Below are 25362 nucleotides of genomic sequence, written 5' to 3'. Positions count from 1 at the left end.
ATGCGCGCCGCAGATATCGCCTCCCTCGTCAGCGTCGGGCGCCCCAGCCTCGCCCCGGACGGATCCTTCACCGTCTTCGCCACTTCGCGTCCCGACCTCGATGCCGACCGCAACGTGGGTCAGATCTGGCGGATCGACCTGCCGGACGGCGCACCGCGGCGCCTCACGCGCGGAGTGTCGGACTCGTCGCCGCAGGTCTCGCCCGACGGGCAACACGTCGCTTTCGTGCGCGCCGATGCCGACGGAATCCCGCAGATCTTCGTGATCCCGGCATCCGGTGGCGAGCCGGTGCAGACGACCGAGGCCCGCGGTGGCGTGAGCTCCTTCGCGTGGTCGCCCGACGCAGGACGCATCGCGTTCACGGCGCGGGTCCCCGAGCAGGGGCGCTACGGCACCGTCGAGGGCCGCTCGGCAGAGGCGGAATCGCCGCGCCGCATCACGGGTGTGCGCTGGCATGCCAACGGTCTCGGCTACCTCGCCGACCGTCCGTCGCATCTCTTCATCGTCGATGCCCCCGACACCGGTGCGGAGCCGTTCTATGCGCCCGCGCCGACGGCTGCGGGCGAGGCGGGCAAGGAACGGCGAGTCGGGGCACAGGCGACCGCGCTGACCTCGGGCGCCGCTTCGCATCACGGCGTCGTGTTCACGGCCGACGGCGCTCACCTGCTGACGGTCGTCGACGAGATCGAGGACGATCGTCGCGATCTGCGGACGCCGCTGGTCGCCGTGGCCGTCGACGGCTCGGGCGCGATCGAGGTGCTCTCTCGCGATGCGGGCTACTCCGTCGACGACGTGGGCGTCGCCGACGACGGCACGATCGCCGTCCTGGCATCGCGACCGGGGGAGTCCGGCATCGATTTCATCGCTCCGGACGTCGCGCTCTACGTGCTCGAGGGACCGCTGTCTGCGCCCGCGCCGCGAGCGCTCACCGACCCCGACGCCGTCGACCTCGGAGAGGTGGGCTCCCACATCACCCCGTTCGGAGAAGACTTCCTCGTCCAGAACCGCACGCGTGGCCGCGTCGAGCTCCTGCGCGTGACGCGTGCCGGGGATGTCTCGGTGCTGGTCGACGGCGATGTCGAGGTCGTCGGTCATGCGGCGGCGGGGGAGCGCATCGTCTTCTCCCACGCGACGCCGTTCAGCCTCGGCGAGGTGTCACTGCTCGGGTCTGGCCCGCTGACGACGTTCGGTGCGGCCGCCGCGGCCCGGGCCATCGTGCGGCCCGAGGAACGGGAGATCGTCGCCCGTGACGGCTATCCCGTGCACGGGTGGGTCGTCGTCCCTGCGGGGGAGGGCCCCTTCCCGGTGATCTTGCAGATCCACGGCGGGCCGTATGCGTCGTACGGCATACATCTGTTCGATGAGACGCAGGTTCTCGTCGATGCCGGCTACGCCGTCGTCTACTGCAACCCGCGGGGGAGCGCCGGATACGGTCGGGCGCACGGTCGGAGCATTCGCGGCGCCATGGGCACCGTCGACATGACGGACGTCCTCGATTTCCTCGACGGTGTCGTCGCCGGCGATGCTCGTCTGGACGGCGCGCGCGTCGGCATCCAGGGCGGGTCGTACGGCGGCTATCTCACCGCGTGGACCATCGCACACGACCACCGGTTCGCCGGTGCCATCGTCGAGCGCGGCTTCCTCGACCCGGTGAGTTTCCAGGGCACCAGCGATATCGGATCGTTCTTCGGAGACGAATACGTCGGCACCGATCCGGAGGACATGGCACGGCAAAGCCCGATGGCCGTCGTGCACGACGTGCGCACGCCGACTCTCGTCCTGCACTCCGAGCTGGACTTCCGCTGCCCCCTCGAGCAGGCGACGCGTTACTACGCAGCGCTGAAGCGACAGGGAACGGATGCCGAGATGCTCATCTTCCCGGGGGAGAACCACGAGCTGACGCGCTCGGGACGCCCTCGCCATCGCGTGGAGAGATTCGACGCGGTCCTCGACTGGTGGTCGCGTCACCTCCCGGCCGACTGAGTCACGGCATCCGCCACGACGAAGCGCCCCGCTGCCTCACGGCGAGCGGGGCGCTTCGTGTCGTGTCACTTGCCGAACGAGAAGGCGCGTCCGATCTGGATGATGCCCATGACGACCGCGGAGATTCCGATGAGCCACCACAGCACGACGGCACCCCACAGCGGCGAGAAGAGCAGCGTGACACCGGCGATGATCGAGATGATCGCGTAGAAGATCGTCCATCCCCGGGAGGGCGCCAGATCGAGCGTCGAGAGCGCCACGACGCCCTCGATGACCCACATGATGCCGACGAGGATGCCGAGGAAGACGGCCAGCGAGAGTGCGGCCAGGCCGAGGTTGGAGAACGCGACGATACCGGCGACGACGTAGAGCACGCCGAGGAGCACGTGACCGACGCGCGACCACCCGCCCTTTCCGGTTGCGAAGATTCCCATTCCCGCGTACACGAGTCCGGCGACGATGGCGTAGATCGCGATGATCGCGGTCACGACCATCGCGGTCTTTCCTGGCCAGACGAGAATGACGATGCCGAGGATGACGGACAGCGCGCCGCCGAGACCGAGAGCGGTCCGGATGCCGTTGGTCGCCGTCTTCTCGAGGGTAGGTTCAGCAGTCATGGCGAAGCCCTTTCTGAAAATCTCCTGTGAGTGGAGATGTTCTCAGGTTAGCGCTGACAGCTCGGTCGTGCGATCCAAGACGCGCCGCTCGACCGGCGTCGCGCCCGTACAGGCATTTGCCGATAATGCACATTATGTCAGAAATGAGGATCATGCAATGCGTGCGCCGCGGGTGGGCCACACGAAGTGCGCGACCGAGATCGAGAAGATGGACCACGCTGCGAGCAGTGCCCACTCATCGGGGTTGCGCGCGAGGTAGTCGCCGCTCTCGTCGTGGACGAGGACGATCGGCGCTGTGGCGAGCACGACGACGCACGTCATAAACCCGAGCACCGCGCCGATGAGCGTCACTGTGCCGTGCGATCGCCACCACGACCGGAGGCTCGGTATGAGGCGGATCGGGAGTCCGAGCACCATGGCTGCGATGATTGATACCACCGCAACGATGAGCGCCAGAATAGGCCACCCGATCAAGCTCAGTATCCCGTCGTACGACATCGCGGAGCCAAAGATGAGCGCGAGCGCCGCCACGAAGAGCACCGCGCCGCCGGCGAAGAAGTGGATCACCGTGAGAGCGAAGACTCCGACACGCCCTCGGTATCTCTTCGGGAAGAGGGGGGACTCCCAGTTCGCCTCAGAGGTCATGTACGGAGCATAGGACAAGGTCTATTCTGACGTCATGGACAATGGGTCATGGCTGGCTGGTGTCCTCCTCCCTCCCCTGATTCTCCTCGCGGGGATCTGTGGCGCCATCACCCTGATCGGACTGTTTTTCGCGGTCAACCAGCTCGTTGGGCTGATGATCTCGGGACTGCTCGCCCAGCTGCGCCGCACTCAGAAACCGCAACCTCGTGGGACTTCCGCGCGGCTACCCTGAAAGCGTGACCGACTCCCCCGATGCCTGGCGTGCGATCATCGCCGCACTGCGCGACGACGATGTGCGCGCGGTTCTGGGCGAGACGGCATCCGCTCCCCTCACCGCGCGGCGGCGTGCGCGCGCTCTACAGCGATTGCAGGCGCTGGGTGTCGTCTCCGTGGACGGCGACCGGATCCGCTTCGACGCGGCGCCGCTGACCGCCCTGCTGGCCGCGCCGCCGCGCCCGCGCGGTCCTGAGCGCTTCCTCGATCGTGACGGCCGGATCGATCGTTACCCCGCACAGGCCGCTGAGCGCGTCGCGCTGCTGCGGTTCGTATCCGAACGCGCCTTCTCCCCCGATTCCGTCATGAACGAGCGTGATGTCAACGAGCGGCTCGATGCGTACGCGCCGAACGGCGACGTCGCCGTGCTTCGGCGTTACCTGGTCGATCACGGGCTCCTTCGCCGCACGGCATCCGGGTCCGAATACGTGCGAACGCACGAGTAGCGTGGAGGGGTGACTACGGCCCGCCCCTCCCCTGCGTCAGCCGGACCGGACTACCGGGCATGGATCATCTGGGGAGTCGGTGTCGCGGCCTACATGCTCGCGGTGATCAATCGCAGCTCGCTCTCGGCCGTGGGAGTCGATACCGCCCAGCGCTTCGGAGCGGATGCCGCGACGCTGTCGATGTTCGCGGTCGTCCAGCTCGCGGTCTACGGCGGCATGCAGATTCCGATCGGCCTCCTGCTGGATCGCTACGGTGCCCGTCCGATCATGACCATCGGCATGTTCCTGATGGCGGCCGGACAGCTGACGCTCGCGTTCTCCCCCAGCGTCGGCGTCGCGATCTTCGCCCGCATGCTGCTCGGCGCCGGCGATGCGGCGATCTTCCCAGGAGTTCTGCGCCTTGTCGCCGTCTGGTTTCCTGCCCAGCGCGGACCATTGATGAGCCAGCTCACGGGGCTCGTCGGCCAAGCCGGGCAGCTCCTCGCGCTTGCGCCGCTCGCCGCGATGCTCCACGCGACCAGCTGGGAGATCGTCTTCGGCGGCATCGCCGGGCTCTGCGTGCTCTTCGGCATCCTGGTGTGGGCCGTCATCCGCAACCGTCCGCCGGCGATGAGAGCGGACGTCTCGGTCGATACGAACACCGGGGCGATCCGTGTTGTGCGCTCTTCGATGGACACCGGCGTCGGCATCCGCGCCGCGTGGGCACACCCGGGCACCCGCCTCGCCTTCTGGTCGCACTTCACCACGCCGTTCGCCGGGACGGCATTCGTGCTGCTGTGGGGAACGCCGTTCCTCACCGCAGGCGAGGGACTCACGCTCGCGCAGGCCGCGGGCGTCTTGTCGACCTACGTCGTGGTGGGCATGGCCCTCGGTCCGATCATGGGTGACATCTCACGGCGCATTCCCCATCTGCGTTCGCGCGCACTCGTGCTCCCGGCGGTGGGCACCCAGTTCGTCGCGTGGACGGTGGTGATCGCGTGGCCGGGGCCCGCCCCGCTGTGGCTGCTCTATGGACTTGCCGTGGCGCTGGCGATGGGCGGACCCGCCTCGATGATCGCTTTCGACCATGCGCGCACCCACAACCCCGCCCACCGCCTGAGCACCGCGACGGGAATCACGAATGTCGGCGGCTTCCTCGCCGCGCTCGTGGCGATCTTCGCGATCGGGATCGCCCTCGACCTACAGGGCGCCGGCACGCCGGAGACCTACCGACTCGATGCGTTCCGGTTGGCGTTCCTCGCACAGGTTCCGCTCTGGGCGCTCGGCTGGACATTCATCGTGATCGAGCGGCGCAGGACGCGGGTCCTGCTGGGGATGGACCCGCCGCGCCGACCGCGCGCCGAGTGATCGGCGTGCGCGGCCGGCGCGCGGGAATCAGACCGTTCCGTCGCCGGAAGTGCGCGACTCGGTCTGGGTGATCCGCTCGCCCACACCGGGCTCGACGGTCCGCGTGACCTGCTGCGTGGAGCGACGTCGCAGCATCAAGATCAGGCCGATGAGGAACACGAGCACGCCCGCGCCCATCAGGATGTACCCGATCATGTCGAGGTTCACGTAGGGGACGTCGACGTTGACGGCGAACACGAGGATCGCTCCGATGACGAACAGTGCGATTCCGGCTCCGATGCTCATGAGTGCGTCTCCTTGTTCGGGGATGGGACGTCCTCATGGTGGCGGAACCCACGACGCTCGCCTATGCCCTTGACAGAGGCGAGGGCGGACGGCTAGCTCGGGTCGACCTGCATCCACGTCCCGCCGAACTTCGGCTGTCGACCGTCGCCCGACGAGGTGCCGGTGAGACGCCGACGCACCCACGGACCGAGGTGTTCGCGCATGTACTCGCGTTGCGCGAGACGCGCGACGTCGGTGATCTCCGGCATCGACCACCAGCCTTCCGGCACCCGCTCTCCTAGCGACGCCAGAACGCGGGCGGCGACCCGATGGTGACCGCGGCTGTTCATGTGCAGGCGGTCCTGAGACCAGAACGACGGGTTCGACAACTCGGCATCCGGCCAGTTCAGCGCGCGGACGACGTCGGGACGTTCGGCAATGCGCTGCACCACGGCATCCGACATGAGATCGCCGCGTCGTTGGATGAGGCGGCTCATCGGCAACTGCGCCGACGGATTCGCGCCCGACAGCAGGATGAGTGTGACGCCCTCCTCGTCGCACCGCCGGAGTACCTGGCTGAACGCGTCGGCGATGTGGCCGATCGAGGTGCGCGGCCGCAGCATGTCGTTGCCGCCCCCGTTGAAGGACAGGTGGGTGGGTGTGAGTGCGAGAGCCGGTTCGAGCTGCTGCGCGACGATCGGCCAGATGAGCTTGCCGCGGATCGCAAGGTTCGCGTACTGGATGGATTCGCCCCGGGAGTCCGCCCAACCCTGCGCGGTCAGATCGGCCCACCCGCGTACGCTGCCGTCGGGCCGCTCGTCGCCGACGCCCTCCGTGAACGAGTCCCCGATCGCCACGAACCGCACCTCTGCCATCCGATCAGCCTACGCCGCGCTCTGCCGCGGGCTCACCGGTCCCCTTCGGTCGCTGCGGCGCAGCGAAAGCGGCAGATGCGGGCGGATGCCGCGGATGCCGCGACCTCAGCGGTCGTCGAGAGCCGCGCCGCGGTGGTCGGAGAGGGCCCACGCCGCCGCTGCCGCCAGCACGAAGAAGGCGGCGAACACGATGAACAGCAGCGCCGCGCCGCCGGTGGCGAGCAGCGGTGGCACGCTCAACGGCGCGACGATGGACGCGATGCGCCCGACACCCGCGGCCCAACCCGCCCCGGTCGCACGCAGCGACGTGGGGTAGTTCTCCGGCGTGACGGCGTACAGTGCGCCCCAGGCACCGAGGTTGAAGAACGACAGCGCCATCCCGGCCGCGATGATCACGCCTTCCGTCGATGCGGTGCCGAAGAACAGCGCGGCGACCGCGGATCCCGCCAGAAAGACGGACAACGTCACGCGCCGCCCCCATGCCTCGATGAGCCAGGCCGCCACGGCGTAGCCCGGCAACTGTGCGAGCGTGATGATCAGGGTGAAGCCGAACGATTTCACCAGCCCGTACCCCTGCGCGAAGAGGATCGTCGGCATCCAGATGAACGCGCCGTAATACGAGAAGTTGACGCAGAACCAGACGATCCACAGCGCCCCCGTGCGCACGCGGAACTCGCCCGACCACAGTGCGCGCAGGCCGCGGTCCGCCAGCTGTGCGCCGGCCGCGGTGCCCACCGGGGCATGGCGACGAGGCGTTCCCTGCAGCGCCGGCGACGACTCGAACGTGCGGGTGACCGCGTCCGCCTCGCGGTGGCGTCCGCGTCGCGCGAGCCATCGCGGCGACTCCGGCAGCGACCAGCGGACGATGAGCGCGTAGATCGCGGGGATCGCCCCCAGCGCGAAGGCCCAGCGCCATCCGTCGGCGGAGGCCGGGATCACGAAGAAGCCGATCAGCGCCGCCGCCGTCCATCCCAGGGCCCAGAACGCCTCGAGGATGACGATGAGCCGGCCCCTCATGCGCGCCGGCGCGACCTCGCTGACGTACGTGCTCGCCACCGGCAGCTCGGCTCCCAGACCGAGCCCGACGATGACGCGGAGGGCGATGAGAGCCGCGAGTCCTCCGGCCAGAGCGCTTGCGCCGGTTGCCAGACCGTAGACGAGCAGTGTGACGGCGAACACGGAGCGGCGGCCGAAACGATCCGCCAGCAGACCGCCCAGGCTCGCGCCCACCGCCATGCCGACGAAACCGGCCGACGCGATCCACGACGCCTGCTCGCCGGTCAACGACCACTGTGCGATCAACGCGGTCAGCACGAAGGAGACGAGGCCGACGTCCATCGCGTCCAGCGCCCAGCCGAGACCCGAACCGGTCAAGACCCGCAGGTGCCGGCGGGTGAACGGGAGAGCGTCCAGCCGCTCCCCCACGTCGATACCTGTCGGCGTCGGCGCAGAGGGAAAGGCAGCGGCATCCGTCATGGCTGAATGCTACTCAGGATGCCGAGAGCATCTCCGACACGAGGGGGGCGACCTTCGTACCGTACAGCTCGATCGAGCGCATGAGCTTCGCGTGCGAGAGGGTGCCGTTGGCGTACTTGAGGTCGAAGCGCGTCGCCCCGAGGGTCTTCATGGTGGCGGCGATCTTGCGTGCGACGGTCTCGGGCGATCCCGCGTAGACGGCGCCCTCCGGGCCGATGTCATGTTGGAACTGCAGCCGGCTGTACGGCGGCCACCCGCGCTCGGCGCCGATCGCGTTGCGGTTGGCCTCCATCGCCGGGTACAGCTCATCCCACGCCTGAGCGTCGCTGTCCGCGATGTGGCCGGGTGAGTGCACGCCGACGGGCATCGCCTCGCTGTGCCCGAACGACGCGAGTGAGCGGTGGTAGAGATCGACGTAGGGACGGAAGCGATCGGCCGAGCCGCCGATGATGGCCAGCATGAGTCCGTAGCCGTAGCGGGCCGTGCGCACGACCGACTCGGGCGAGCCACCGACTCCTACCCACGCGCGAATGCCGTTCTCCGTCTTCGGAAAGACGTCGGCGTTGTTCAGTGCTGCCCGCGTCGTGCCCTGCCAGGTCACGGGCTTCTCGGTGAGCAGCTGCGAGAAGAGGTCGAGCTTCTCCTCGAAGAGCACCTCGTAGTCGCCGAGGTCGTAGCCGAACAGCGGGAAGGACTCGATGAAGGAACCCCGACCGAGGATCACCTCGGCACGCCCCGACGACACCGCGTCCAGCGTCGCGAAGCGCTCGTAGACACGCACCGGGTCGTCGCTGGAGAGCACGGTGACGGCCGTACCGAGATGAATCTTCTCGGTACGGGCCGCCGCCGCAGCCAGCACCAGTTCCGGACTGGACACCGCGAATTCGTGGCGGTGGTGCTCCCCTACCCCGAAGAAGGAGAGCCCCACCTGGTCGGCGAGCACCGCCTGATCCACGATGTCGCGGATCGTCTGAGCGTCGCTCAGGCGCTCGCCGTCCTCGCCCACGGTGACGTCGCCGAAGGTGTCCAGTCCCAGTTCTACATTCATACGAATGAGAACCCTCCCTGTGCCGTGATCATTCCGTGCGCGGTGTGGTCGTGCTCAGCCCTGTGCGAGGGCCATGCGCAGCGTGTCGAGACCGACCCCACCGAGACGCAGCGCGCGCATGTGGAAGCGCTTGATGTCGAAGTCGGCGCCCTCGCGATCGGCGGTCTCTTCGCGGATCTGTTCCCAGATGCGCTGGCCGACCTTGTAGGACGGTGCCTGCCCCGGCCAGCCGAGGTAGCGGTTGACCTCGAACTGGATGAACTCGTCCGACATGTTGACGTTTCGACGCATGAACTCAAGGGCGAAGTCGGCGTCCCAGATGCCCTCGCCGTCGGGACGAGGCTTGCCCAGGTGCACGCCGATGTCGAGCACGACGCGGGCGGCCCGCATCCGCTGGCCGTCCAGCATGCCGAGCCGGTCGGCCGGGTCGTCGAGGTAGCCGAGCTGCTCCATCAAGCGCTCGGCGTAAAGGGCCCAGCCCTCCGCGTGTCCGCTGGAGCCGGCAAGCAGACGCCGCCACGAGTTGAGTTCCGCGCGGTTGTAGACCGCCTGGGCGATCTGCAGGTGGTGGCCGGGAACGCCCTCGTGGTAGACCGTGGTGAGCTCGCGCCACGTGTCGAACGAGTCGACGCCCTCGGGCACCGACCACCACATCCGGCCGGGACGCGAGAAGTCGTCGGTCGGTCCGGTGTAGTAGATGCCGCCTTCGTTGGTCGGCGCGATCATGCACTCGAGCCGACGGATCTCCTCCGGGATGTCGAAGTGCGTCTTGCCGAGCTCCTCGACGGCACGATCGCTCGTGGCCTGCATCCACTCCTGAAGGGCCCGCGTGCCGCGCAGCTTGCGCGCCTCGTCGTTCTCGAGGAACGCCACGGCCTCTTCGACGGTCGCGCCCGGCAGAATCTCGTTGGCGATCGACTCCTGCTCCGCCACCATGCGGGCGAGCTCCTCGAGACCCCACTCGTAGGTCTCGTCGAGGTCGATCACGGCCCCGAGGAAGCCGCGCGAGTGCAGCGCGTACAGCTCGCGTCCGACCGCATCGTTCTCGGATGCCGCGGGCGCCAGCTCGGTGCGCAGGAAGTTCGCGAGTTCGTCGTACGCGACGCGGGCGGCGCCCGCGTGGCCGGAGAGGGTCTTCGCGAGAGAGGCGGGGAGCTGTCCCTCCGCCGGGGCCGCGTCAGCCGCGAACGTCGCGAAGAAGCCGTTGTCGGCGGTATAGCGGGCGATCTGCCCCACGACCTCCGTGACCTGACGGCGGGCGGGAACGACGCCCGTCGCGATGCCCTCGCGCAGTGTTTCGATGTACCCGCCGATCGCGTCGGGGATGGCCGACAGTCGCGCAGCGATCACCGACCAGTCCTCGACCGTGTCGGTGGGCATCAGGTCGAACACGTTGCGCAGCTCCTGCGCAGGCGAGGCGATCACGTTGAGGTCGCGCAGGTGCGCACCGGCCTCGTGCAGCGCGAGCGAGAGCTCGAGGTCGCCGGCGAGGTCGGCCTTGGTGACCACGTCCACGTCGTCGACCGGCTCGGCCGCCTGCAAGGCCGACAGCGTGGCACGCGTGGCGTCGACGCGCGCCGCTGTGCCCGCGGGTGAGAGGTCATCGAGACGGCCGTTGTGCTCGAAGCGCCCGATGTAGGTGGCCAGTCCCGGAGAAAGCTCGGCAGAGGTGTCGACCCATGCCTCGGCGATCGCGTCGATCGGCGTGGGGGTACGTGGGGAGTCAGTCATTCTTCGAGCCTAATCCCGACGCGGCACTGGCGTGGGCTCGGATGCCGGGGCGGACGGCACGCGATCTCAGCCGTGCTCCCCCGCGGCCTGCGATCCTCCTCGGGCGAGCTCAGTGGCCGGCGACGTCCCAGTTCTCCCCGCGACCGATCTGTACGTCCAGGGGCACGGACAGCTCTGCGGCATCACCCATGCGGTCGTGGACGATCTGCTCGACGAGGTCCCACTCCCCCGGGGCCACCTCGACGACGAGTTCGTCGTGGATCTGCAGCAGCACCCGCGAAGCGACACCCTGGGCTCGGAACTCGTCGTGGATGCGGAAGAGGGCGATCTTCATGATGTCGGCCGCGCTGCCCTGGATCGGTGCGTTCAGTGCCGCACGCTCCGCGTTCTCGCGCAGCACCCGATTGGGGCTGGCCAGATCCGGAAACGGTCGACGCCGACCGAAGATCGTCTCGGTGTACCCGTCGATGCGGGCCTGTTCGACGGAGGAGCGCAGGTAGTCGCGGACCGCGCCGAAGCGGGCGAAGTACTCCGTCATCAAGAGCTTCGCCTCGGACTGTTCGATGCGCAGCTGCTTCGACAGGCCGAAGGCGCTGAGGCCGTAGACGAGTCCGTAGCTCATGGCCTTGACCTTCGTCCGCATGGCCGGGGTCACATCGGCCGGTTCGACGCCGAACACGCGTGCACCGACGAACCGGTGGAGGTCCTCGCCGGAGTTGAACGCCTCGATGAGACCTTCGTCACCGGACAAGTGCGCCATGATCCGCATCTCGATCTGCGAGTAGTCCGCGGTCAGGAGCGTCTCATAGCCTTCGCCCACTTCGAACGCGGCACGAATGCGTCGAGACTCCTCGGTGCGGATCGGGATGTTCTGCAGGTTCGGGTCGGTGCTGGACAGGCGCCCGGTCTGGCTTCCCGTCTGCACGTACGTGGTGTGGATGCGCCCGTCGCCGGCGGTGGTGCGATCATTGCCGATCGATGCATCGAGCGACTCGATGATCTGACGGAGCTTCGTCGCCTCGCGGTGCTGCAGAAGCAGATCGAGGAACGGGTGCGGGTTCGACTCCTGCAGGTCGGCGAGCACCGCGGCGTCGGTGGAATAGCCCGTCTTCGTTTTGCGTGTCTTCGGCAGCTCGAGCTGCTCGAACAGCACTTCCTGCAGCTGCTTGGGTGAGCCCAGGTTCACCTCCCGCCCGATCTCGGCGTAGGCGAGCTGGGCAACGGCCTCGGCGCGCGCGCCCAGCTCCGCAGAGAACCCCGAGAGCTTCTCGTGCGAGACGGCGACGCCGGCCACCTCCATGTCGGCCAGGGTGTCGAGAGTGGGCAGTTCGATCTCGGTCATCACACGGGCGACCGACGCAGGCATCTGTGCCCGCATGGCGTCGGCGACGCGCAGTGCGTACCACGACAGTTGACCCGGGGTGGCGCCTTCGGTCTCGGGTACCAGCTGCGTCGGATCGGCCTCGGGCAGCTTCTCGTCGAGATAGCGGTCGACGAGGTCACCGAGCCCCTTGTCGGGAAAGCTGGGGCGCAGCAGCCACCCGGCGAGGATCGGGTCGAAAACCAGGCCCCGCAGTCGCACTCCGGCACGTCGGAGGGCCTTCACCTGCGCCTTGGCATCGGCGATGACCTTCGGCGCATCACTGCTCAACCAGGGCCCGAGAGTCGCGGAAACGTCCGTCGACCAGGTCGTCTCGATGGCCTCATCGCCGGTGGCGAGGCCCAGTCGTGCGGGAAGGCCGCCCTCCGTCGTGAGCGTGAGCGCCACCTCCTCGGCGTCGTCGGCCGCCGTGCGGGCGGCGACCCATGCCTCGAGCGCGGCCGCGTCGGCCTCGACGGGCTGGGGCGCTGCGATCGTGTTCGCCGCGTGGTCGGCGCCGTCGTCGAGGTCGGCGCCGACGGCCTCGAAAACGCGCGGCAGAAGGGTGCGGAACTCCAGTCGAGCAAAGATATCGCGAACGGCCTGCGCGTCGATCGGCTGCACCGCAAGGTCGGCCGGTCCGACACCCAGCTCGACATCGCGCAGCAGCGCGTTCAGGTTCCTGTTGCGGCGCACGTCGTCGAGGTGGTCGCGCAGGTTGCCCCCCACGACACCCGTGATCTTGTCGGCGTTCTCGAGCAGAGCGTCCAGGCTCCCCCACTGCGTGAGCCACTTGACGGCCGTCTTCTCGCCCACCTTCGGCACCCCCGGCAGGTTGTCGCTGGTCTCGCCCACGAGCGCGGCGATGTCGGGGTAGTTGGCCGGCGGCAGGCCGTACTTCTCGACGACGGCATCCGGCGTGTAGCGCTTGAGCTGCGACACGCCCTGCACGCTCGGGTACAGCAGCGTCACATCGTCGGTGACGAGTTGGATGGTGTCACGGTCGCCGGAGCAGACGAGGACGTCGTAGCCCTCGGCCGCACCGCGCGTGGCGAGGGTCGCGAGGATGTCGTCGGCCTCGATGCCCTCCTTGGTGAGCACCGTCACGTTCATCGCGGCGAGGCAGTCCTGCAGCAGAGGAATCTGGCCCTTGAACTCCGCCGGCGACTCGGAGCGGTTCGCCTTGTACTCGGGGTACTCCTCGGTGCGGAAGGAGTGACGGGACGTGTCGAAGGCGACGGCGAGATGCGTCGGCTGCTCCGCTTTGACGAGGTTGACGAACATCGACAGGAAGCCGTAGATGCCGTTCGTGTGCTGACCGTCGCGCGTCGTGAAGTTGTCCACGGGAAGGGCGAAGAAGGCGCGGTACGCCAGCGAATGGCCGTCTACGACGAGGAGAGTAGGCTTTGCGGAGTCCGTCACCCTGCAACTCTAGACGCGGGGACGGACACTGGAACTCCCGACCCGATCACTTCCGAAGGTGGACGATGACCGCTGAGAACTCCCCTGTCGACGACGGCATGGATTGGGCGCGTCAGCGCGGAATGGGAGCCCTCGCCGAGAAGATGGGCATCGAGTTCACGGAGTTCAGCATCCAGCGCTCCGTCGCGACGATGCCGGTCGAGGGCAACACCCAACCTGTCGGACTGCTGCACGGCGGCGCGTACGTCGTTCTCGGGGAGTCTCTCGGCTCCATGGCGGCCAATCTCCACGCCGGCCCCGGTCGACTCGCCGTCGGCGTCGACATCAACGCGACCCACACGCGATCGGCCACGAGCGGCGTCGTCACCGGGGTCTGCACCCCTGTGCATCTCGGCCGCAGCCTCACGGTCCACGAGATCGTCGTGACCGACGATCAGGGGCGGCGCTGCTCGACGATCCGCATCACGAACATGATCAGGGAGCGCACGCCGTCCTGAGCCGGCGCGTCCGCGCCTCGAGGCGCGGGTCAGCCCTTCTTTGGCGAGAGCTGCTCGATGATCGCCTTGGCGACGTCCTGCATCGTCAGGCGGCGGTCCATCGAGGCCTTCTGGATCCAGCGGAACGCCTCGGGCTCGCTCAGGCCCATCTTCTCGTTGAGCAGGCCCTTGGCGCGGTCGACGAGCTTACGGGTCTCGAAGCGCTCGACCATGTCGGCGACCTCGGCCTCGAGGGTGATGATCTGCTCGTACCGCGCGAGGGCGATCTCGATCGCCGGGAGCAGGTCGTTGGGGGTGAAGGGCTTGACCACGTAGGCCAGGGCGCCGGCCTCGCTGGCCCGCTCGACGAGCTCCTTCTGGCTGAACGCGGTCAGCAGCACGACGGGGGCGATGTGGTTCTTGCTGAGCTTCTCGGCGGCGCTGATGCCGTCGAGGACGGGCATCTTCACGTCCATGATGACGAGGTCCGGGCGCAGCTCGGTCGCCAGCTGCACGGCGGTCTCCCCGTCACCGGCCTCCCCCACGACGTCGAAGCCGTTGTCGCGGAGAATCTCGACGATGTCGAGGCGGATCAGCGATTCGTCCTCGGCGACGACGACGCGTCGCGGGGAGGATGCCGTGGGAGTCGTGCTCGGTTCCTGCTCAGTCACCTTTGAATCCTACGGTATGGTCAATCCCGGACGTGCGCTGATGAACGTCCGCGTGCGCCGGTGTGGCGGAATGGCAGACGCGACCGACTCAAACTCGGTTGTCTTCGGACGTGTGGGTTCGACTCCCACCACCGGCACGAATGAAGTGGTTCCGATCAGCTCGTAGGGAGCGCCTGTCCTATCGTCCTGAGTGAAGCCAATGCACGTCGGAGGCTTGGACTCAGCTGTGACGCCTCATCGATGTTCCAGTGACTTCGAGCGAACTCATTGATCATGTTGACGTAGAGGGGACCGGTGTCACCGTCCTCGGCAACCATTGATCGCCTGATTTCGCGCGAACGCGAGTTCGCGCATAAGCGCAGTACTTCCCGCTTCGCGTGCGGAAGGTCATCCGGGTCGCGGGTGATCCTTGCCGCAGAGACATGGAAGAAGCTGGAGAACGAACTCACGTCCGCGAGCAGCCAAGCTTCAGTCATCGAGTGCGCGAGCCGCAGACGGAAATTGGGGGCGTAGGTCTCGATACCAGCTGTCAGCCGTTGTCTTAGCTCAACCGGGCACGCGCTGTCTGTGTCACGGAACACTGCCCATGCGCCGTGATGCGCGGCGATGTTGTATTTCGCGATGTCTGGATCGAGGTTCGTCTTCCCGCGTTTGTCGATGATTCGGCCGACGGTGTGACCGGCGTGTTCGATCAAACGTCCAGCCGCCCCCTCATCGGAGCGTCCTTCTACAACGATGTTGACGATCACCGTCGTGTGCGCCCGATGTTAAGAAGTTCGTCGAGATCAGTCGGCGAGATGAGGCTTGAGACAATCTCTGACTTGGGAAGGCCAGCACTCAGCTCACCCTCAACTCCCGCAATGCTGCTGAGCGGCTCAGCAAACGTCCCGTCGTTGGTCACCCGAAGTACAAGAACTTCGCTCGCGCGCACGCCCTCATCGTCGAGCAACTCGGGTGCATGCGTCGACATCACGACCTGCATGGCGCGATCGCGCTGGACGGAAGCCAGCATTGTGGGGATCAGACGAACTATGGCGGCATTCAAGGAAAGCTCAGGCTCCTCGAGTAGCAGGACCCCCGCATTGGCTGGGGTGCTAACCAACGTCCATAACAGCCCAACGAGACGTAATGTCCCGTCGGAAAAGTCCACTTCACTCTGACGGGCTGGGCGTTTCCTCCAGTTTCTGTAGCCAGCAACGAGGTGCGGTCGTCCCGCGGAGTCGATCTCAAGAGAGAGCGACTCGAACTCCGGTACCGCGGCACTTAGCGCTATGGTCATACGTCGGAGCCAAGCGTCGCGCGTCTTCGCAGAGAACGAGTTGATTCGGGTGATGAAGTCTCCGCCGTAGGGATCTGCCGACTCGACGGATAGGCGCCCCGGGTTTCGTATGATCTGGGGAACCAGATGGAAGTACTGTGCCCTGCTGAAGAACTCGGCGAGCGGCCGAAAGCTCTCATTCTGAGCTATTTGCTCGAGATGTGTTTGCGTCAGTCGCTCAGCATCGCGATTGTCGGACTGATCCGGCCTGCTGAGTAGGACCTCGCCATCCCTCTCGACCAGCTCTTCGTACACGATTGGACGGTTCAACCCGCCCTTCTCACCCCGGATCGCAAGACGATAGCGCCAGTCAACGTCATCGTCCTTCAAGCGGACGTCCATCACCAAGCGCCCGCCCGCGTTGTTACGCGCGAACAGGCTTCGGATCTTGGAAATGCCGTCACGTCGTTCAACAGCCGTCGCAAGGCCTCCTGGCCCTGCGACATCCGCGAGGAACCTGAAGATATCGAGGAGATTGGACTTGCCCGATGCATTGGGTCCCACAACAAAGAGCCTGTCTCCGAGGTCGAACTCAAGGCTCTTGAAGTTTCTCCAATTATCAACTGCGACGTGAACAATTCTCATCCGTACTCCTTGAGCAGTGGCATCTGCGCTCTACGCTATCGCGCCGAGCCAAGCGCAAACTCGGTTGTCTTCGGACGTGTGGGTTCGACTCCCACCACCGGCACGATACGCAGAGGGCGGATGCCGGCAATCCCGGCATCCGCCCTCTGGCGTCTCTGCGACCTACTTCTCCGACTGGTAGATCGGCGCCTTGCCGTGAACGGCGTCGCCGATCCGGTGCACCCGGATGTCGTTGGTCGAGCCGATGATTCCGGGAGGGGAACCCGAGATCACGACGACCTTGTCCCCTTCCTGGGCGAGGCCCTGGCCGAGGAAGAACTCATCGACCTGCATGAACATCATGTCGGTGTGCGCAACGTGCTCCACGAGGGTCGACTGCACGCCCCACGTGAGCGCCATGCGGCGACGGATGGCCGGGTCGACGGCGAAGGCCATCATCGGGATGCCGGGGCGCAGCCGCGACATGCGACGGGCGGTGTCCCCGGACTCCGTGAAGATGGCGATGTACTTCGCCTCGATGAACTCGGCGACCTCGTTCGCGGCGAGGGTCAGGATGCCGCCCTGTGTGCGCGGCTTGGCGCTGAAGGGGCGGATCCGCTCCAGGCCGTGCTCCTCGGTCGACTCGACGATGCGGGCCATCGTCTGCACGGTGACGACCGGGTAGTCGCCGACGCTCGTCTCGCCGGAGAGCATGACGGCGTCCGCGCCGTCGAGGACGGCGTTGGCGACGTCCGAGGCCTCGGCGCGCGTGGGCACCGGAGCGTGGGTCATCGACTCGAGCATCTGCGTCGCGACGATGACGGGCTTGGCCATGCGGCGGCACATCTCGACGGCGCGCTTCTGGACGACCGGCACGGCTTCCAGCGGCAGCTCGACTGCGAGGTCGCCGCGCGCGACCATGATGCCGTCGAAGGCATCGATGATCTCCTCGAGGTTGTCGACGGCCTGCGGCTTCTCGATCTTGGCGATGACGGGGACTTTGCGTCCCTCCTCCGCCATGATCTCGTGCACGCGGGTGATGTCGGCGGCGTCGCGCACGAACGACAGCGCGATGAGGTCGGCGCCGGCCTGGAGACCCCAGCGCAGGTCCGACTCGTCCTTCTCGGAGAGAGCCGGGACGCTGACGGCGACGCCCGGAAGGTTGATGCCCTTGTTGTTGGAGACGGTGCCCGCCACGATGACCTTGGTCGTGACGACGGGGCCGTCGACGCTCTCCACCTGGACGCGCACCTTGCCGTCGTCGATGAGGAGGAAGTCACCGGGCTTCACGTCGCCGGCGAGGCCCTTGAAGGTGGTGCCGACGAGGTCGCGCGTGCCGACGACGTCCTCCGTGGTGATGCGGAACGTGTCGCCGACAGCGAGATCGTGGGGTCCGTCGCTGAACTTGCCGAGGCGGATCTTTGGGCCCTGCAGGTCGACGAGAATGGCGACGGCGCGGCCCGCGTCGTCAGCGGCCTTGCGCACGTTCGCGAAGCGGACTTCGTGCTCGGCGTAGGAGCCGTGGCTCAGGTTCATTCGGGTGACGTCCACGCCCGCATCGATGATCGCGCGGATCATCTCATACGATTCGGTGGCCGGACCCAGGGTTGCGACGATCTTCGCGCGTCTCACTGAAGACTCTCCGGTCTCTATGGGTTGTTCGGGGGTGATTTCAGCCTACGCGGGCTGAAGGCCGATCGCGACGTCGGTCGGGCGCACCGGTGACGGCAGGCTCGTGCGTCCCATGAGGTACTCGTCGACGGCCGCCGCCGCGGCGCGACCCTCCGCGATCGCCCAGACGATCAGGGACTGGCCACGCCCGGCGTCTCCGGCGACGAACACGCCGGGCGCGGTCGTCTGGTAGTCATCGCCGCGCTCGACGTTGCCGCGGCCCGTGAACACGGTACCGAGCTGCGATTCGAGTTCGGTGCGTTCGGGGCCGGTAAAACCCATCGCGATGAGGATGAGGTCAGCGGGGATCTCGCGCTCGGTGCCGCTGCGCGGAACCCGGCGGCCGTCGGGGAGGTATTCCGTCTCCGCAACGCGGAGAGCGCGCACCTCTCCCGCCTCGTTGCCCAGGAACTCCACCGTCGAGGCCAGGAAGCTGCGCTCCCCGCCCTCCTCGTGTGCCGACGAGACTTCGAAGACGGTCGGTGTCATCGGCCACGGCTGGTGATCGGGCCGGCTGGCCGGCGGCTGCTTGCCGATCGCGAGGTTCGTGACGCTCAGCGCACCCTGGCGGTGTGCGGTCCCGATGCAGTCCGCACCGGTGTCACCCCCGCCGATGACGATGACGTGCTTGCCCTCGGCGTGGATCTGCTGCGGCACCTGGTCGCCGGCGACGGCCTTGTTCGACTCGATGAGGTACTCCATCGCGAAGTGCACACCGGCGAGGTCACGTCCGGGGATGGCGAGCTCTCGGGGCAGGGTGGCGCCGGTCGCGATGACGACCGCGTCGTAGCGGGCGCGCAGATCGCTCCACGAGATGTCCTTGCCGATCTCGACGCCCGCGCGGAACCGCGTGCCCTCGTCCTGCATCTGACGCAGGCGCGACTCGAGGTGACGCTTCTCCATCTTGAAGTCGGGGATGCCGTAGCGCAGCAGGCCTCCGATGCGGTCGTCGCGCTCGTACACCGCGACGGTGTGGCCCGCGCGTGTCAGTTGCTGGGCTGCGGCGAGTCCGGCCGGACCGGAGCCGACGACCGCGACGGTCTTGCCGGTCAGCCGCGCCGGCGGCTCGGGCTCCACCCAGCCGTTGGCGAAGGCCTCGTCGATCGTCGAGACCTCGATCTGCTTGATCGTCACCGCCGGCTGGTTGATGCCCAGCACGCACGAGCTCTCGCACGGAGCGGGGCAGAGCCGTCCCGTGAACTCCGGGAAGTTGTTCGTGGCGTGCAGGCGCTCGATCGCCGCGCGACCTTCGCCGCGCCAGGTGAGGTCGTTCCACTCCGGGATCAGGTTGCCCAGCGGGCAGCCCTTGTGGCAGAACGGGATGCCGCAGTCCATGCAGCGGCCGGCCTGACGACGCAGGACGGCGGTGTCGCCCGGCTCGTAGACCTCTTTCCAGTCCATGATGCGCACGGGAACCGGCCGGCGCGCCGGGAGCTCGCGCTCGGTGGTCTTCAGGAAGCCCTTCGGGTCAGCCACCGGTCACCTCCAGGATGCGGGTCCAGACGACGTCGCTGTCGGGGTCGAGCCCCTCGGCGGCCGCCTCCTGGCGGGTCTGCAGTACCGCGGCGTAGTCGCGCGGCAGGACACGGACGAAGTTCGCGGCCTCGGCCTCGAGATCGTCCAAGAGAGCGGCTGCGAGCACCGAGTCGGTCTCGGTCACGTGCCGTTGAAGGAGATCGCGCAGGATCTCGACGTCACCCGAACCCATCTCCAGCAGCTCGAGTTCGCCGCTGGCGAGCGCCTCGCGGTTCACGAGAGCGCGGTCGAGCTTGTAGATGTACGCGGTGCCGCCCGACATGCCGGCTCCGAGGTTGCGCCCGGTCGGTCCGAGGATGACGGCCAGGCCGCCGGTCATGTACTCGAGCGCGTGGTCGCCGACACCCTCGACGACGGCGGTCGCCCCCGAGTTGCGCACGAGGAAGCGCTCCCCCACCACTCCGCGCAGGAACAGTGTGCCCTGCGTGGCGCCGTAGCCGATCACGTTGCCCGCGATGACGTTCTGCGCCGCATCGAAGGTCGCGCCGCGGGGCGGGCGGACGATGATCTCGCCTCCCGACAGTCCCTTGCCGACGTAGTCGTTCGAGTCGCCCTCGAGTCGCAGGGTGATGCCCGACGGCAGGAAGGCGCCGAAGGACTGACCGGCCGAGCCGGTGAGATTGATCTCGATGGTGCCCGCCGGCAGGCCGTGCTCGCCGTGAGCGAGGGTGACCCGGTTGCCGAGCATCGTGCCCACGGCACGTTCGGTGTTGCGGATCGGCAGGTCGATGGAGAAGTGCCCGCCGTGGGCGATGACGTCCTGAGCGCGCTCGATCAGCGGTACATCGAAGTGGTGGTCCAGCTCGTGCTCCTGGTTGCGCAGGTGGCGACGCGGCACGTCCTGGGCGAACGCCGGGCCCTCCAGGATCGGCGTCAGATCGAGTCCGCTGGCCTTCCAGTGGTCGATCGCGCCGTTCATGTCGAGCATCTCGGAGTGGCCGACCGCCTCTTCGATCGAGCGGAAGCCCAGCTCGGCGAGGTACTCGCGCACTTCCTGGGCGAGGAACTCCATGAAGTTGACGACGAACTCCGGCTTGCCGGTGAAGCGGCTGCGCAGCACCGGGTTTTGCGTCGCCACACCGACCGGGCAGGTGTCGAGGTGGCAGACGCGCATCATGATGCAGCCCTCGACCACGAGCGCGGTGGTGGCGAAGCCGAACTCCTCGGCGCCCAGCAGCGCGGCGATGACGACGTCGCGGCCGGTCTTGAGCTGACCGTCGGCCTGAACGACGACACGGTCGCGCATGTCGTTGAGCATGAGCGTCTGCTGCGTCTCGGCCAGACCCAGCTCCCACGGCGTGCCGGCGTGCTTCAGCGAGTTCAGCGGGCTCGCACCCGTGCCGCCGTCGTGTCCCGAGACGAGGATGACGTCGGCGAGAGCCTTCGCGGTTCCCGCGGCGACGGCCCCGATGCCCGACTGGCTCACGAGCTTGACGTGAACGCGCGCCTTCGGGTTCGCACGCTTGACGTCGAAGATCAGCTGCTTGAGGTCTTCGATCGAGTAGATGTCGTGGTGCGGCGGGGGCGAGATGAGGCCGACGCCGGGGGTGCCGCCGCGCGTCCGCGCGATCCACGGGTAGACCTTTCCGGGAGGCAGCTGGCCCCCTTCGCCCGGCTTCGCCCCCTGGGCGAGCTTGATCTGGATGTCGTCGGCGTGCGTGAGGTACATGCTCGTCACACCGAAACGCCCCGAGGCGACCTGCTTGATGGCGCTGCGACGCTGCGGGTCGAGAAGGCGCTCGACATCCTCGCCGCCCTCACCCGTGTTCGACTTCGCCCCGATCGAGTTCATCGCGATGGCGAGGGTCTCGTGCGCTTCCTTCGAGATCGAGCCGTAGCTCATCGCACCCGTGGAGAAACGCTTGACGATCGAGGAGACGGGCTCCACCTCGTCGATCGGTACCGGCGGACGCACGCCGGTCTTCAGGCGGAACATGCCGCGGAGGGTCTTGAGCTCTGCCGCCTGGTCGTCGACGAGCTTCGTGTACTCCCGGAAGATGTCGTAGCGCCGCGTGCGCGTCGAGTGCTGCAGGCGGAAGACCGTGTCGGGCGTGAACAGGTGCGGTGCACCGTCGCGGCGCCACTGATACTCGCCGCCGGTCCACAGCCGCTCGTGTGCGCGTGCGGCGCCGTCCTCGGGATACGCGTAGTCGTGGCGGGCCTGGTTCTCGACCGCGATCTCGCGCACCCCGACGCCGCCGAGTTTCGTCTCGGTACCCGTGAAGTACTTGCGGACGAACTCCTCCGACAGGCCCACGGCCTCGAAGACCTGCGACCCGGCATACGACGACACCGTGGAGATGCCCATCTTCGACATGATCTTCAGCACGCCCTTGCCCAGCGCGTAGATGAGGTTCTTGACGGCCTTCTCGGGGGTGATCCCCGTGATGAACCCGGCCCGAACGAGGTACTCGACGGTTTCCATCGCCAGGTACGGGTTGACGGCCGAAGCGCCGTAGCCGATGAGCGTGGCCACGTGGTGCACCTCGCGCACATCACCGGCCTCGACCACCAGGCCCACCTTCATCCGGTTCTCCTGGCGGATGAGGTGGTGGTGAACGGCCGAGAGCATGAGCAGCGACGGAATCGGCACCAGGTCCTTGTTGGAGTCGCGGTCGCTCAGGATGATGAACTCGGCGCCGTCGGCGATCGCGGCGTCCACCTCGGCGGAGATCTCCTCGAGGCGGCGCTCGAGGGCATCCTCGCCGTGCTCCAGGTGATACAGGCCGCGGATGGTCGCGGAGCGACGCCCGGGCAGTGCCTTGTCGATGTTCTGCAGCTTCGCCAGTTCGTCGTTGTCGATCACCGGGAAGTCGAGGGTGATCGTGCGCGTGTGCTCGGGGCCCCACTCCAGGAGGTTGCGCTCGGGGCCGAGCCCGAGGGCGAGCGAGGTCACGACCTCTTCACGGATCGAGTCCAGCGGCGGGTTGGTCACCTGCGCGAACTGCTGCACGAAGTAGTCGAACAGCAGGCGCGGACGCTCGCTGAGCACCGCGATGGGCGTGTCCGATCCCATGGCGCCGAGCGGCTCGGCGCCGGTCTGACCCATGGGCGTGAGAAGGATGCGCACCTCCTCCTCGGTGTATCCGAAGGTGCGCTGACGGCGGGTGATCGAGGCGATCGGGTGCACGATGTGCTCGCGCTCGGGCAGCTCCTTCAGGCGCACGCGACCGGCATCCAGCCATTCCTGCCACGGCTGCAGTGCGGCCAGCTCAGCCTTGACCTCGTCGTCCTCGATGATGCGACGCTGGGCGGTGTCGACCACGAACATGCGTCCGGGGCGCAGACGCCCCCGGCGCTTGATGCGCTCCGGTGCGAAGTCCAGCACACCGGTCTCGCTGCCGATGACGACGAGTCCGTCGGTGGTCTCCGTCCAGCGACCCGGGCGCAGACCGTTGCGGTCCAGCGTCGCGCCGACGAGGGTGCCGTCGGTGAAGATGAGGGCGGCGGGGCCGTCCCAGGGCTCCATCTGCATCGAGTGGTACTCGTAGAACGCGCGAAGGTCCGGCGCGATGTCGGCCTGCTTCTCGTAGGCTTCCGGCACCATCATCATCACCGCGTGCGGCAGGCTGCGACCCGTCAGCGTCAGCAGCTCGAGCACCTCGTCGAAGGATGCCGAGTCGCTTGCGCCTTCCGTGCAGATCGGCAGCAGCGGGCGGATGTCGCCGATCAGCTCGGACTCGAGCTGGGACTGGCGGGCGCGCATCCAGTTGCGGTTGGCGCCGACCGTGTTGATCTCGCCGTTGTGCGCGAGCATCCGCAGCGGCTGGGCGAGCGGCCACGACGGGAACGTGTTGGTCGAGTAGCGGGAGTGCACGACGGCGAGCTCGCTCTGGAAGCGCTCGTCCTGCAGATCGGGATAGAACGGCTCGAGCTGGAGCGTCGTGACCATGCCCTTGTACCCGAGGGTGCGGGAGCTCAGCGACACGAAGTAGGCGTCGTGCTCGCGGCGGGCGCGCTTGCGCAGCCGATAGACGCGGCGGTCGAGGTCGATCCCGCTCAGGGCGGGAGCGTCGCCGACGGCGGGGCGTGACACGAACAGCTGCTCGAAGTGGGGTCGCGCCTCGAAGGCGAGCTTGCCGAGGTGCTCCTGCTCGGTCGGCACCTCGCGCCAGCCGAGAACCGTGAGACCTTCCGCGGCGGCGACGGCCTCCACACCCGCCTTCGTCTCGGCGCGTGTGGCCTCGTCGAGCGGAAGGAACGCCATGCCGGCGGCGTACTGCCCGACCGGGGGCAGCTCGAAGTCCACCACGGCGCGCAGGAACGCGTCGGGCATCTGCGTCAGGATGCCGGCGCCATCACCGGTACCGGCGTCGGAGCCGATGGCCCCGCGGTGCTCGAGGTTGCGCAGCGCCGTCAGCGCGAGCTCGACGATGTCGTGGCCCGGCTCGCCACGGAGCGTGGCCACCATCGCCAGACCACAGGCGTCCTTCTCGAAGGCCGGGTTGTACATACCCTGCTTGGCGGGAAATCCCGATGCGGGGCGCATCCGGGGCTGTTCGTGGGTCTCTTCACGACGGGGGCTCGAAGCCATGGCAACCGTCCTCATGGTCAAACTGATCGGGGACGACGTCGGCCCTGGGCATTCAGCGGAGGTGTATTCAGCGGAGGAGAAGTCGAAGCATCGTGCGCATCGGCGCGGTGCTACTTCGACGTGACAGTGCTTGTGGCTGCGTCCGCGATGGATTCGGCTGTCGGGGGTGCGCTGACGTCCACGAATTCATCGGTGTTCTGCGATTGTACAGCCCCGCCCCGCTCACGACCGCGCATGTACGGCGACGGCTCGAAGCCCGGGTGGCGGCGGGTCTGCACGGCGAAGATGACGATTCCCACCAGCACGCCGAAGATCGCCGCCCAGACGTTGGTGCGCAGACCGAAGAACACTTCGCTCGGGTCGATGCGGATGCTCTCCCACACGATGCGACCGGCGCTGTACCAGACGAGGTAGAACGCGAACAGGCGACCCCACTGCAGGCGGAAGCGGTGACCGGCCCACAGCAGCACGATCACGCCCATCGTGTTCCAGATCACCTCGTAAAGGAAAGTGGGGTGGAAGAGCGTTCCGGCAGGCAGGCCGACCGGCCAGGCCGGGTTCGGGTAGTCGATCTGCAGGCCCCAGGGCAGATCGGTGGGAAGCCCGTACAGCTCCTGGTTGAACCAGTTTCCGAAGCGGCCCAGCGCCTGCGCGAGCAGCAGGCCCGGAGCGAGCGCATCGGCGAAGGTCCAGAACCGGATGCCGGTCCACTTGCAGCCGAGCCACGCGCCGATCGCGCCGCCGATGAGCGCGCCGAAGATCGCGATGCCGCCGTCCCACACGTTCCAGATCGCATCGCGCACGAACGGGTTCCACCACTCGCGTCCCTGCTCGAAGTAGAACCCCCAGTGGGTCACGACGTGGAAGGCGCGTGCGCCGATGATCGCCAGGGGCACGGCGAGCAGGCAGATGTCGATGACGACCCACGATTCCGCGCCACGCTTGGTGAGACGGTGGTTGGTCATGAAAGCCGCGACGACGATGCCCGCGAGGATGCACAGGGCGTAGAAGTGGATCGTCAGCGGGCCGATTTGGAAGGAACTGATCGGCGGGCTCGGGATGCTGGCGACGACGGAGGCGGAGGAAAGCACGAGGGGCAGTCTAC

At 67.5% G+C, this 25362-nt stretch carries 19 protein-coding genes and 1 tRNA gene; 5 read left to right on the top strand and 15 right to left on the bottom strand.

The window, feature by feature from the left end; genetic code table 11:
• Complete coding sequence (locus tag CEP17_RS05810; RefSeq protein ID WP_112931588.1) at window positions 1–1983, top strand: S9 family peptidase; 1983 nt, start codon at window positions 1–3, stop codon at window positions 1981–1983.
• A gap of 65 nt (window positions 1984–2048) precedes the next feature.
• On the opposite strand, the gene CEP17_RS05805 is transcribed toward CEP17_RS05810, so the two are convergent.
• Window positions 2049–2600 carry a DUF308 domain-containing protein gene (locus tag CEP17_RS05805; RefSeq protein WP_036317726.1) on the bottom strand — a complete coding sequence of 184 codons (552 nt, stop codon included), beginning with the start codon at window positions 2598–2600 and terminating at the stop codon, window positions 2049–2051.
• A gap of 150 nt (window positions 2601–2750) precedes the next feature.
• Window positions 2751–3245, bottom strand: coding sequence for a hypothetical protein (locus tag CEP17_RS05800; RefSeq protein WP_112931587.1), 495 nt, complete (start codon window positions 3243–3245; stop codon window positions 2751–2753).
• Between the two features lie 236 nt (window positions 3246–3481).
• On the opposite strand from CEP17_RS05800, the gene CEP17_RS05795 reads away from it, so the two are divergent.
• Window positions 3482–3964 (top strand): DUF2087 domain-containing protein, encoded by a 483-nt coding sequence (locus CEP17_RS05795; protein ID WP_239498596.1) that lies wholly within the window; start codon window positions 3482–3484, stop codon window positions 3962–3964.
• Window positions 3965–3973: 9 nt separating this feature from the next.
• Window positions 3974–5311, top strand: a complete 1338-nt coding sequence (locus CEP17_RS05790; RefSeq protein ID WP_112931586.1) for an MFS transporter — start codon at window positions 3974–3976, stop codon at window positions 5309–5311.
• Window positions 5312–5338: 27 nt separating this feature from the next.
• Here the strand turns inward: CEP17_RS05790 and CEP17_RS05785 are convergent, their stop codons facing one another.
• The 6 genes from CEP17_RS05785 to polA all read right to left on the bottom strand — a co-directional run bounded on the left by CEP17_RS05785 (window position 5339) and on the right by polA (window position 13487).
• Window positions 5339–5596 (bottom strand): DUF6458 family protein, encoded by a 258-nt coding sequence (locus CEP17_RS05785; protein ID WP_036317737.1) that lies wholly within the window; start codon window positions 5594–5596, stop codon window positions 5339–5341.
• A gap of 92 nt (window positions 5597–5688) precedes the next feature.
• Window positions 5689–6450, bottom strand: a complete 762-nt coding sequence (locus CEP17_RS05780) for an SGNH/GDSL hydrolase family protein (RefSeq protein WP_112931585.1) — start codon at window positions 6448–6450, stop codon at window positions 5689–5691.
• 105 nt (window positions 6451–6555) lie between these two features.
• Entirely contained in the window at window positions 6556–7926 is a 1371-nt protein-coding gene (locus tag CEP17_RS05775) for an MFS transporter (protein ID WP_112931584.1), read from the bottom strand.
• 13 nt (window positions 7927–7939) lie between these two features.
• Complete coding sequence (locus tag CEP17_RS05770) at window positions 7940–8974, bottom strand: LLM class flavin-dependent oxidoreductase (protein ID WP_112931583.1); 1035 nt, start codon at window positions 8972–8974, stop codon at window positions 7940–7942.
• A gap of 54 nt (window positions 8975–9028) precedes the next feature.
• The gene (locus tag CEP17_RS05765; protein WP_112931582.1) at window positions 9029–10705 is read right to left on the bottom strand and encodes a DUF885 domain-containing protein; all 1677 of its coding nucleotides are present in this window, start codon (window positions 10703–10705) and stop codon (window positions 9029–9031) included.
• A gap of 109 nt (window positions 10706–10814) precedes the next feature.
• Window positions 10815–13487, bottom strand: coding sequence for a DNA polymerase I (polA, locus tag CEP17_RS05760; protein WP_112931581.1), 2673 nt, complete (start codon window positions 13485–13487; stop codon window positions 10815–10817).
• 65 nt (window positions 13488–13552) lie between these two features.
• On the opposite strand from polA, the gene CEP17_RS05755 reads away from it, so the two are divergent.
• Window positions 13553–13984: a hotdog fold thioesterase gene (locus CEP17_RS05755; RefSeq protein ID WP_036315323.1), complete on the top strand. Its 432-nt coding sequence runs from the start codon at window positions 13553–13555 to the stop codon at window positions 13982–13984.
• Window positions 13985–14013: 29 nt separating this feature from the next.
• On the opposite strand, the gene CEP17_RS05750 is transcribed toward CEP17_RS05755, so the two are convergent.
• Entirely contained in the window at window positions 14014–14634 is a 621-nt protein-coding gene (locus tag CEP17_RS05750; RefSeq protein WP_036315320.1) for a response regulator, read from the bottom strand.
• Between the two features lie 56 nt (window positions 14635–14690).
• On the opposite strand from CEP17_RS05750, the gene CEP17_RS05745 reads away from it, so the two are divergent.
• Window positions 14691–14771 (top strand) — tRNA-Leu (locus tag CEP17_RS05745).
• A gap of 18 nt (window positions 14772–14789) precedes the next feature.
• On the opposite strand, the gene CEP17_RS05740 is transcribed toward CEP17_RS05745, so the two are convergent.
• From CEP17_RS05740 to lgt, 6 genes are all read right to left on the bottom strand, one after another.
• The gene (locus tag CEP17_RS05740) at window positions 14790–15383 is read right to left on the bottom strand and encodes a hypothetical protein (protein ID WP_112931580.1); all 594 of its coding nucleotides are present in this window, start codon (window positions 15381–15383) and stop codon (window positions 14790–14792) included.
• Window positions 15380–16537, bottom strand: a complete 1158-nt coding sequence (locus CEP17_RS05735; protein ID WP_112931579.1) for an ATP-binding protein — start codon at window positions 16535–16537, stop codon at window positions 15380–15382. Before CEP17_RS05735 ends, CEP17_RS05740 begins: the two co-directional genes overlap by 4 nt.
• 162 nt (window positions 16538–16699) lie before the next feature.
• Window positions 16700–18148, bottom strand: a complete 1449-nt coding sequence (gene pyk, locus CEP17_RS05730) for a pyruvate kinase (RefSeq protein WP_112931578.1) — start codon at window positions 18146–18148, stop codon at window positions 16700–16702.
• Window positions 18149–18193: 45 nt separating this feature from the next.
• On the bottom strand, window positions 18194–19663 hold the full coding sequence (locus CEP17_RS05725) for a glutamate synthase subunit beta (RefSeq protein ID WP_036315317.1): 1470 nt from the start codon (window positions 19661–19663) through the stop codon (window positions 18194–18196).
• Window positions 19656–24212, bottom strand: a complete 4557-nt coding sequence (gene gltB / locus CEP17_RS05720; protein ID WP_239498621.1) for a glutamate synthase large subunit — start codon at window positions 24210–24212, stop codon at window positions 19656–19658. Before gltB ends, CEP17_RS05725 begins: the two co-directional genes overlap by 8 nt.
• A gap of 155 nt (window positions 24213–24367) precedes the next feature.
• Entirely contained in the window at window positions 24368–25348 is a 981-nt protein-coding gene (gene lgt / locus CEP17_RS05715; protein WP_112931576.1) for a prolipoprotein diacylglyceryl transferase, read from the bottom strand.
• Window positions 25349–25362 lie beyond the last annotated feature (14 nt).

It is taken from the genome of Microbacterium sp. PM5, assembly GCF_003293595.1.
GTDB lineage: Bacteria > Actinomycetota > Actinomycetes > Actinomycetales > Microbacteriaceae > Microbacterium.
The sequence above is the reverse complement of the archived record's forward strand: the minus strand, read 5'-3'. Positions and strand labels throughout refer to the sequence as shown.